This is a genomic window from Pedobacter borealis DSM 19626 (assembly GCF_000708285.2).
Lineage (GTDB): Bacteria > Bacteroidota > Bacteroidia > Sphingobacteriales > Sphingobacteriaceae > Pedobacter > Pedobacter borealis.
The window spans coordinates 1-8,290 of sequence record NZ_JAUG01000134.1 but is presented as its reverse complement, the minus strand read 5'-3'; the positions used below and the strand labels follow the sequence as shown (position 1 = coordinate 8,290).

At 39.0% G+C, this 8,290-nt stretch carries 7 protein-coding genes; 5 read left to right on the top strand and 2 right to left on the bottom strand.

Annotated features, from left to right (window positions below):
* Window positions 1-188: 188 nt before the first annotated feature.
* The gene (locus AW17_RS22265; RefSeq protein ID WP_029280297.1) at window positions 189-599 is read left to right on the top strand and encodes a hypothetical protein; all 411 of its coding nucleotides are present in this window, start codon (window positions 189-191) and stop codon (window positions 597-599) included.
* On the opposite strand, the gene AW17_RS22260 is transcribed toward AW17_RS22265, so the two are convergent.
* Together AW17_RS22260 and AW17_RS22255 are read right to left on the bottom strand one after the other, a co-directional pair.
* A complete protein-coding gene (locus AW17_RS22260) occupies window positions 596-1,345 on the bottom strand; it encodes a hypothetical protein (RefSeq protein ID WP_029280295.1) in 750 nt (249 codons plus the stop codon). The two genes, AW17_RS22265 and AW17_RS22260, sit on opposite strands and share 4 nt — an antisense overlap.
* Before the next feature lie 141 nt (window positions 1,346-1,486).
* Window positions 1,487-2,698 (bottom strand): ATP-binding protein, encoded by a 1,212-nt coding sequence (locus AW17_RS22255; RefSeq protein ID WP_209444316.1) that lies wholly within the window; start codon window positions 2,696-2,698, stop codon window positions 1,487-1,489.
* Window positions 2,699-2,731: 33 nt separating this feature from the next.
* On the opposite strand from AW17_RS22255, the gene AW17_RS23920 reads away from it, so the two are divergent.
* From AW17_RS23920 to AW17_RS22240, 4 genes are all read left to right on the top strand, one after another.
* Complete coding sequence (locus tag AW17_RS23920; protein WP_083488809.1) at window positions 2,732-3,088, top strand: RagB/SusD family nutrient uptake outer membrane protein; 357 nt, start codon at window positions 2,732-2,734, stop codon at window positions 3,086-3,088.
* A 91-nt stretch (window positions 3,089-3,179) separates the two neighbouring features.
* Window positions 3,180-4,433 carry a DUF2264 domain-containing protein gene (locus tag AW17_RS22250; protein ID WP_036670693.1) on the top strand — a complete coding sequence of 418 codons (1,254 nt, stop codon included), beginning with the start codon at window positions 3,180-3,182 and terminating at the stop codon, window positions 4,431-4,433.
* A 60-nt stretch (window positions 4,434-4,493) separates the two neighbouring features.
* Complete coding sequence (locus tag AW17_RS22245) at window positions 4,494-6,386, top strand: glycoside hydrolase family 97 protein (RefSeq protein WP_029280289.1); 1,893 nt, start codon at window positions 4,494-4,496, stop codon at window positions 6,384-6,386.
* 485 nt (window positions 6,387-6,871) lie between these two features.
* Window positions 6,872-7,948 carry a hypothetical protein gene (locus tag AW17_RS22240; protein WP_029280288.1) on the top strand — a complete coding sequence of 359 codons (1,077 nt, stop codon included), beginning with the start codon at window positions 6,872-6,874 and terminating at the stop codon, window positions 7,946-7,948.
* Window positions 7,949-8,290: the final 342 nt, after the last annotated feature.

Genomic DNA, 8,290 nt, shown 5'->3' with positions numbered 1-8,290 from the left:
AATTATATCTTATTTACGCCTAATCCCGCTTTATCGTCCTGCTGAATTTATTTCAGCATCTTTTTAGCGTGAAAGACCCTGAAATAAATTCAGGGTGACGACCGTCTTAACAGAAAACTTGATTAAAACGCCACAAAATGAGATTTAATAATCGAACTCAGGTTAATAGAATATGAAAGAGGTGAAAAATGGATAAACAGAAGGTCAATGTCCAATACAGTATCAACCTCACGTCTGGTCAACACCTGAACAAACACCACAGTTTAATTGGGGCAGATGATATAGATGAGGCGATAGCGCGTTTAAGGGCGAAAGGATATACAATTTCATTTAATCCCGAAGAATCCAATGCTGCCTCTTGGGGCGTATCTGGTCCTTGGCCATCAGATGTCGAGTTTGAAATTGATGAGGTAATTATCTGTGAAGGTCCTGATAAGGTTCGACTTAAGGTTTTTGCAATAACGACAAAGTCTTTCGGTTTAAAGGGAATAAGGATATCTTCTGCTGAAGAGCAGAAATACTGGACGGTTGAAGAAATACTGGCTGGATTTAAGAAAATATTTAAGTCAATTTTGCTTTCGTTGTTTAAATGGTATTAAAATTTAATCGATAGTTTTTCAGAAACAAGAACATTGTTTTTGTAGTACTCGAAGAACCAGGTTCCATTCTTTTTTAAAACCACACCGTTCCCGTTTCCGTTGCTCGAAATGTAACAGTCCTCTACAGAGGTTTTGAGTAAGGTCATTACAATTTTAGGGCTTGCATCTATCAGTTGGTAACCATTGCTTATAGGCTGGGCGTACAATAGCCCCTCTTGTTGTTCTGTTTTAACCGCAATCGGCTGACTAACTGGCGCAGATGCTGTTTTAGGCGCTACATTTGTAGGGGCAGGTGTTGGATTGGTAACCGCAGTTGGATTGCCTGCTACATACTTAAAATCGTTAAAGGATGTAAATGCGTCTTTCAATGCCAAATTGTAAGAAGTTTCATATTCTTTCTCTCTGCTTTTACCTGCCTTGCTTTTTATCACTATAGCACCCTTACAATCTTTAAGTAAAAGGGTAAGATTGGTAACGAACATACTATTGTTTTCCTGTACTTCTACTACCAGGGCCTTGCATCTATCTGTTGCAATTTCTTCTGGTATTTCCGAATTATCAAAATACACCGTAAAACCTTTCTCCTCAAAAAAAGCTTTTGTTAGTGTATTTAAACCATATTGATTAACCTGTTTGAGAAAACTAAATTTCTCGGGCACAATGATGTATTTGTAATTGGCAGTATTAGACTGTGCCTGTACAGAAAAAGAGATTGCTAAAAAGAGAATAAAAAGATGTTTTTTCATAATCGTAGATTCTGTGTGAATTCAGATTCTTTTTGAATTTATACAATGAAACGGAGAAAATCAAATTTATTGTCATTTGGCTTTGTCAGATTTTCCGGACCACCCCTAATGGTTACATCGCTATTACATGATTTTTGGCTGCTAAGTATTTTGTATAAATCCTCCCCATATAAAACCTTCAAATAATTTTGTGGGATGTCTCCCTATGATATAAGTTTTATCAATAGCTAAGTTTCGGGAAATGCGTTTCAGGTTTTTCAGATCAGTTTCTGTGGCAGTCTCTTTTACTTCAAAACAAACTTCCTTATTAAGAATAAAATCGATTTCCTTCCCTGTTTTTAATTGATAATAGGCAATATCTCCATGATGTAGCAGTTGGTTAAATACAGCATTTTCAAATAATGCTCCACTACCTGCCTCAGCAGTTGCAGCTGCAATTCCATTATCCAGAAAGTACACTTTCCTTGCTTTTGTTATTTCTCTATCCGGGCTATTGGACAGCACAGGTATAGTGCGAATCAAGTAGCTTTGCTCCAATAAGTCCAAATAATTTTCTACTGTTGGCCGGGATATTCCAGTTAGGCTAGTTAATTTGGATACATCAAGTTTAGTTCCGATGCGAACCGCTAATAATTTTATTAATTTATAAAGATTGGCTGGATTACGGATATCCGATAGCAACGCAATATCAAAATTAATATAAGAACTGATGATATCCTGAATCATGTCCTTCTTGTCTGCTATTGAGGCAGACAATACTACTTCGGGAAAGCCACCGAAGCCGATGTAGGTCTCATAATAATTTTTTAGGCGCTCATATTCTGAGTTAATAAATATTCCTTGCTTTTCTAATGAAATAGGAGTTGTTACAACGCCATTGAAAGAAAGAAATTCATTGAAACTAAGCGGATACACTTCAAAGAGCTTCTTTCGTCCGGCCAAAGACTCTGAGAACATGTTTTTCATATAGTATGCACTTGAACCTGTTACAATAAACTTGATATCATAGCTATCATAAAGATATTTCAGGACACTAGGCAAGTTTGGTACCAATTGAATCTCATCAATTGCTATTAACACTTTTTCCTTAAAATTTGCTCCCTGCTGAGTAAGTGCATAAATAATTGTTTCGTAGTTTGGTTCAGAAAATAACGTACGATTGTCCATGCGCTCCAGATCAAAATAGTATTTCTGTTCAATTACAGAATCCTGTATCAACTGTCTTACCAATGTTGTCTTACCTGTGCGTCTCATTCCCGTTAAAACAGTAATTTGCTTTTTGTTCAGGTGTTCTGATAACGATATATATATATCACGATTGTAAAAATTCATGTCTTTTTTTAAAGTATACATTAAAAATAGTAAAACTTTTTTACTTTAGAAAAAATATTTAAACTAAATAGGATACTGAGGGCCGAAGCAAACCTGCTAAAAGGTGATCTGGATAGTGCAGCCAATGACATCAACGCCGTCAGGGGGAGGGCGAATGCCACACCAGTTACCGCGGGAGAAGTAACGCTCGATCTTATTTTGGATGAACGTGCCCGAGAGCTTTATCAGGAAGAATTCAGGCTGAATACCTTGATGAGAATGGGTAAATTGATGGAATATTTGAATAAGTATAATGGTTTTGTGAAATCCAACGGATATACGATTAATCAGCGTGTAAATAAAATGCCGATTCCAAATTCAGTAATCCAGGCGAATACCGGGGCTGTAATGACCCAAAATCCAGGGTATTAAAATAGTTTCTGTAAATTGCAATCAAAACAATGCCTGTTTTAAAGCAGGCATTGTTTTTTGAAAATACCGCTGAACCAACTATAAACAAAATATGAAAAGAAAGATCCCAATAACCTGTCTGTTATTTTTATTTAGCATCATTTCCTTTAATATATCTTCATTTGGAGCCGATAGATCAGATCATAAACCTGAGCGATATAATTCCCGTGAATACTGGGTTTCTGTACTTGTAAAGATTGCAGGCCCCGTTTTGCGCAACCTAAGCAAAGAACAGCTGCGGACGAATATGCCAGTGGTACGTAAAGATAGCAGTCGTAAACAAGTGGCACATCTGGAGGCTTTCGGACGCACGCTGGCCGGTATTGCGCCCTGGCTGGAACTTGGTACTGATCAGACTAAAGAAGGAAAAATCCGATCAGAATATATCGCTTTAACCCGTAAAGCAATCGCGGTTGCCGTTGATCCGGCTTCTCCAGATTTTCTAAACTTCAGCTCAAAAAATGGTCAACAGCCATTGGTTGATGCGGCTTTTTTGGCTCAAGGCCTTTTGAGGGGCTATACCCAGTTATGGGAGCCGCTTGATCCGCAAACCAAGAGCAATGTGGTAAAAGCATTAAAAAGTTCACGTACTATAAAGCCGGGAGAGAACAATTGGCTTCTGTTTAGCGCCATGATAGAAGCATTTTTGATCAAATCGGGAAGTGAAGGGAATATTGAACCCATTCGTTATGCACTGAGCAAGCATGCCGGTTGGTACAAAGGAGACGGCACCTATGGAGATGGTGCAGATCTGCATTGGGATTACTATAACAGTTTTGTGATTCAGCCAATGATGTTGGATATTACCAGGGTATTAAAAGATATCCAGAAGGATGAGGTAATCTCTTATGAAAAAGTATTAAAAAGAGCGCAAAGATATGCTGCAGTGCAGGAGCGATTGATCTCCCCGGAAGGAACCTTTCCACCTATTGGGCGCTCATTAGCTTACCGATTCGGCGCTTTTCAATTATTGTCGCAGGTTTCACTGCTCAGAAAACTTCCAGATGGAATTTCACCAGCCCAGGTGCGCAGTGCATTATCACTGGTCATTTACCGTTTAACGGAAGCACCACATACATTTGATCCAAAAGGCTGGTTAAATATAGGACTATTTGGCAATCAGCCTGATATCGGCGAATATTATATCACTACGGGGAGTCTGTATTTATGTACAACCGGACTATTGCCGCTTGGGCTTCCGGCTAGCGATCCGTTCTGGTCTGGTCAAACTGAAGACTGGACAAGTGTTAAAGTATGGAAAGGAATCAATCTTCCTACAGATCATGCCTATACTGAGCCAAAATAACAGCGATTCTATTGATCAACGGTCAATAGCTATTCCCTTAACCTAAAACCAAAATAAACAATGAATAAGTTTCGTGTAATACTTTTTTTTATAGCCCTTAGCCAGTTTGTACAGGCAAAAGAAGTTAAGGTTTCAAGTCCCGACAATAAAATAGTCCTAACCCTCAGTACAGAAATGCAGAACAAATCTGCGTTAAATTATACGGTTATGTTTAAGGGGAATGTTGTAATCGCTGCATCACCTCTTGGACTTGAGTTTGAAGGAGAAGATCCTTTATCCAGTAATCTGGAAATTGTTTCGGTTAGCCAAAAACTGGTAAAGGATAGCTGGAAACCGGTTTATGGAGAGAAGAATACTTATGTTGATCACTACAGGAATGTAACCATCCAATTTAAGGAGAACACAAAACCCTTTCGTTCTTTTTCGATGGACTTTCGATTATATAATGAAGGAGTAGCCTTTCAATATAATATAGATACGAAGAAACAGGTAACCATTACCCGTGAGCTCACAGGTTTCCGGTTTACACAAGATCATCCTTCCTGGGTTGCAAGGGAATCGCAGGCTAGTTATATTAAAGGGACTGTGAGTAAAACGCCGAATGGCTCCGAGCGTCCTTATGTAATCGAAGTTAATTCAAACTGTTTGGTGGCACTTGGCGAAGCTGCTTTAACAAATTTTGCGCAGATGAAATTTGACCGGTCCCCAAAAGACAGCTTATTGATAACTGCCGCGCTGAGAGGGAAGTCGGTTTTTAATAGCAGTTTTTCAACACCATGGCGTTATATAATGATCGCAGAATCTGCTGGAAAATTATTAGAAAATAACTTTTTCATATTGAACTTGAATAAACCCACTCCATTGAAAGATGTATCGTGGATAAAGCCTGGAAAGGTAATCCGCGAGGTAACTTTAACAACGGTTGGTGGTAAGGCCTGTATAGATTTTGCTGCCAAACATCATCTCCAGTACATAGAATTCGATGCAGGTTGGTATGGCCATGAGTATGATAATGCAGCCAGTGCACTAGCGGTAAACGTAGATGCCTCAAGGTCTCCAGGTCCATTGGATCTACAGGAAATCATTGCTTATGGAAAAAGTAAAGGCGTTGGTGTGATCCTCTATGTGAATCAAAGGGCATTGACAAAAGAGATCGATACGATCCTTCCATTATATAAATCGTGGGGTGTGGCAGGATTGAAATATGGCTTTGTGAATGTAAATTCGCAGCAGAGTATTACCTGGTTGCACCAGGCCATTAGAAAAGCAGGAGATCATAAACTGATGCTGGATATCCATGATGATTACCGCCCAACTGGATATTCAAGAACCTATCCTAATTTAATGACCCAGGAGGGCGTGCGTGGCGATGAAGAAAGTCCTGACAGCAAACAGGCATTAAGCACCATGTTTACTAGGATGCTGGCAGGAGCTGCTGATGCTACAAATTGTTATTTCGCACCAAGGGTATATCAAATGGGCTCGCATGCATCGCAAATGGCGAAAGCAATCTGTTTATATAGCCCATGGCAATTCGTTTATTGGTACGATCGTCCTGCCGATTCGCCGAGAGCTAAAGGAGGGGCAGGATCAGCTGCTTCTGTAATAGATGAAATACCTGATCTTAGTTTTTATGATGCTTTGCCAACCATATGGGATGATACCAGGGTACTCGATGGGAAGATAGGAGAATATGGTACTATGGCCAGAAAAAATGGAAACGATTGGTACTTGGGTACAATGACCGACAAATCGAGGAACTTTACTTTGCCGCTTAATTTTTTAGACAAAAAGACAAAGTACGAGGCTACTATTTATACGGATGATGCTTCACTCCAAACAGCCACAAAAATCCAGATCAGGAAAATGAAGGTAGATTCGTCAACTGTTCTCTCATTTGATTTAAAGGCAAAGGGAGGTGAAGCTATTATTTTCAGGACAATAAAAAACTAGTTGTTACGATGAAGTAATTTGGTAGTCAGAATTTGCTGTATTAGAGCGGAATTTGATACCTGAATTTGTTTAATTCGGGTCTATGATGCCATCCGCATCATAGACCGCAGATTTTTATACGTCCGGTATTGCAGATATAGTCTAAAACTGATATTTAGGGATCCAGAAAATTGTGAATGCTGTAACATTGGACCGGTTCCTACCTCTTTCTTGACTTTTCATTCATTTTTGACATACATCAATAATTACCTGTCAGATCGGGACACCGTTAAAAATACTGGGCAGCTGACAATCGCTCCGGAAACGCCCAATTTTTTTTAAATAGCAAAAAAGCATAAATAATTGTCAAATTACAGGTAGTGGAGAATACTTTATATTCAAACCTTTATATAAAGTTACCAGCTATGTATCATATGCAATCTGTCCAGTCCATTTTCCTGTAAAAACAGATTTAAATTAGCAATAGCTTGCTAAAACTATCTTTTATGAAAAAAAATATTAAATTTCTCCTTGTCATTTTTACTGTGGCTTTATCGGCCTGTAAAAAAAAGGACGGGTCGGCAGAACCAATAATGGCTGCACCTACAACAACCAAAGAATATTCATTTGATACCGATGCCAATTCTGGGCTGATGTTTCAAGACAACGAGCCAATGGCAACGTTTACCGCTGAGGACAGGCGTTACGAAATTGGTAAGGTACTGCGGGTTAAGGCGGTTAATGAGAGCACCATTGAAATTGCCAACTTTGCTCCTGTAGATATAGAAGACGCAACCATTCTGATCAGTATTCAGGGGATGGCCAGTCCAGTTAAACTGATCAGAGTCAAAAAAATAAGGGCACATGCCATCCAGCAAATAAAATATCCCTTCATAGAAGGAACAAAGAAGTTTTTTGATACGAACAATAACGAAGTAGATCTATCAAAATACCAGACAGATGGCATAGCACCTAGTCAGGTAAGTTTTGATTTTACCGGAGAAACTGAACTTATTAAAAAACTGAAAAAACTAGCCAAGCTTAAATGGACTATCAAATACCATGATTTTGACACCAATGATGATCCGAAGGACAACTGGAAGGAAAACCCAACTGCCAAGGATATACGCAGGTTCAGTGGCTTCATAATAGACCTGGCTTATTCGCTGCAGGAGGATGTAACACATACCGCGTTTGTGAATGAGCCCATTATAGATAACGACGGGGTGACCTTTATGACCACTGCGCAAAAAGAGGCTGTCTATCAGAAAATAATGGATATCCCCAAGTTTAACTGTGGGGTAGTCTCAACGGTTAATGGTGTTCAGGGCCTTGGTGGTGGCAGCACTTTTGGAATGGAGGAGGCCTTTGTGCTCAATAATTTCATGAAATATAATGTTGCAGGTATGGCCATGCACGAAATCGGGCACATGGTCGGTTATAGTCACAGCTCGAGTATGACCTATGAGATAAACGGCCATGGGGCCACTATACCGATGGGCCCGATTTATCGCGATCTGATAGCCAAAAATGAACTGCCCATCAGGCCAACCAATTATTACCGCCTATCTGACTTTCCGTAATAACTGGCGATTTCGGCGAACTATCTGATTGAGTGGTATTGTCAATACCGCTCCTATCATCAAAGTGACAAAGAATCGCTTTAAGCGAAATCCCAATATTGTTCACGCAATATTTAAGGTGTTACAATATTTATGATGTAGATAACCTATTTATATCTATTTGTATATAGTTGGTGTCTTATATGCATATAGATATAATTTTGCATACCTATTTGTTTTTATATTTATTTGCATATAGTTTTATATGTTTGTGCTAATAACCTGAGTTCGATTATTAAATCTTATTTTGTGGCGTTTTAATCAAGTTTTCTGTTAAGACGGTCGTCACCCTGAAATAAATTC